This is a genomic window from Steroidobacter sp. (assembly GCF_016790065.1).
Lineage (GTDB): Bacteria > Pseudomonadota > Gammaproteobacteria > Steroidobacterales > Steroidobacteraceae > Steroidobacter.
The window spans coordinates 1-1621 of record NZ_JAEUPY010000242.1 but is presented as its reverse complement, the minus strand read 5'-3'; the positions used below and the strand labels follow the sequence as shown (position 1 = coordinate 1621).

Sequence of the window (1621 nt, the reverse complement as noted above, 5' to 3'; positions counted from 1 at the left end):
GGCGACGGCGTCATCGAGAAGTTCGTCGACGTAAGCGAATAGGTGTTGCGTAATCGGACGCGTTGCTCCGGCGTCGAATCCGCCGGCAACAACAGTCGCTCGCTAGCGGCAAGTTGCGAGTACCACCAGGCCCACATGCCGATCCAGGGAACACCGCCGCGATAGAATGCGCCGCGCGTCTCATTGCCTGGGATGCTGCCCACTGCGGTGCCCGATGCATACGGAATCATGGCCGCATGCGCAGGATGATTCGCCGCCGCCATCGGCCACTGCTGTTCACCGGGTGAGGAACAGCCGAACGTACCCACCTTGCCGTTGGACCACGGCTGCTTGGCGATCCAATCGATGGTGTCGTAGCCATCCTTGCTCGCCCCCTGCAGGTAATTGCTATAGTCACCTTCCGAGAAGAACCGGCCGCGCTCGTTCTGGAGTACGACGGCGTACCCTTGTTTGAGATACATGTCGTAGCGCATGAGCGCGTCGAGCCTGTCGCGATCGTAGGGGGTGCGGATCAGAATGGTCGGCAGCCGGCCCGTCGCTCCTTTGGGGAGCGCGACGTCGGTCGAGAGCCGCACGCCATCGCGCATCGGCACGTAAATTTCCTGTTGGGTCGTCCATTCCTTGTACTTGTCCGGCGGCAGGTCGCCAGCCCAGGTCATTGCGGCAAACAAGGACATAGCCGCTCCGATGATTCCTTGGGCGTCCGTATTCATGGTCGCTGTCCTCTGCGTTTTGCTTCGGCAACCTGGCTTCGCACATCGGCGAGCAATGCACCGGCATCCCAGACGATTCCGTCGCGGATCGTGTAGCGCACGCGCCCCCGGTGCTGCACTTCTCCGAGCTGCGCGTCGTAGTGCTCATAGCCGGTGCCATAGAGCACCTTGAAGTTATCGAGCGGGTTCTCGGCGATCAGCACCAGGTCCGCCTTCTTCCCCGCCTCGACAGTGCCTGTCTCGTCGCCGAGCTTTACTAGTTTCGCACCATTGCGTGTAGCCGCCGTAACCACCTCCAGCGGCGTAAATCCTGCTTCCTGCAACATCTCTAATTCGCGGACGAACCCGAACCCGTAGAGCTGATAGATGAACCCAGCATCCGAACCCACGGCCACTCGCCCGCCTGCGCTCTTGAAGTCGTTCACGAACTGCATCGCCAAACGAATGCGGTTCTTGTAGAGCACTTCGCTGGTGGTAGTTGCGTTGAGGTTGCTCGATCCGTGTGCCTTGGCATTCGGCTGGAAAGCGAGCAGCAGTTCCGGCATGACGTACTCATCGAGCCATTCGCCGCGGCTCACTCTCATGAAATCGCGATGAGCTTCGAGAATGGCGAACGTGGGAACCGAGACGACGTGACTGTTGACTAGACGTGTAATCACTTCACGCCAACGCGGCGAACCAGGTGGCGCGCAGTTGAACCAGCTTGCTTTTTCAGACGATTGATCGGCCTGCATCAGCGTCTGTGGGAAACCAACATCGTGCTCGAGGCTATCGACGCCCAAGCGAGCGTGATCGAGAGCATTCAGCGGCTGGGTCTCCCCCTGATGGACAGCGACGCCTAGTCCTAGCTTCTTTGCCTCAGCGATTGCTGCTTCATGAACCTCGCGACTGAGCGGCACGACCTTACC

The 1621-nt window shown here is 60.1% G+C and carries 2 protein-coding genes; both read right to left on the bottom strand.

Going from position 1 to position 1621, the window contains the following annotated elements:
- Positions 1 to 713 (bottom strand): CocE/NonD family hydrolase (locus JNL55_RS10460; protein WP_293852755.1); only part of this gene is annotated, 713 nt, incomplete at its 3' end.
- Complete coding sequence (locus JNL55_RS10455) at positions 710 to 1495, bottom strand: amidohydrolase family protein (RefSeq protein ID WP_293852753.1); 786 nt, start codon at positions 1493 to 1495, stop codon at positions 710 to 712. The genes JNL55_RS10460 and JNL55_RS10455, both read right to left, overlap by 4 nt.
- Positions 1496 to 1621: the final 126 nt, after the last annotated feature.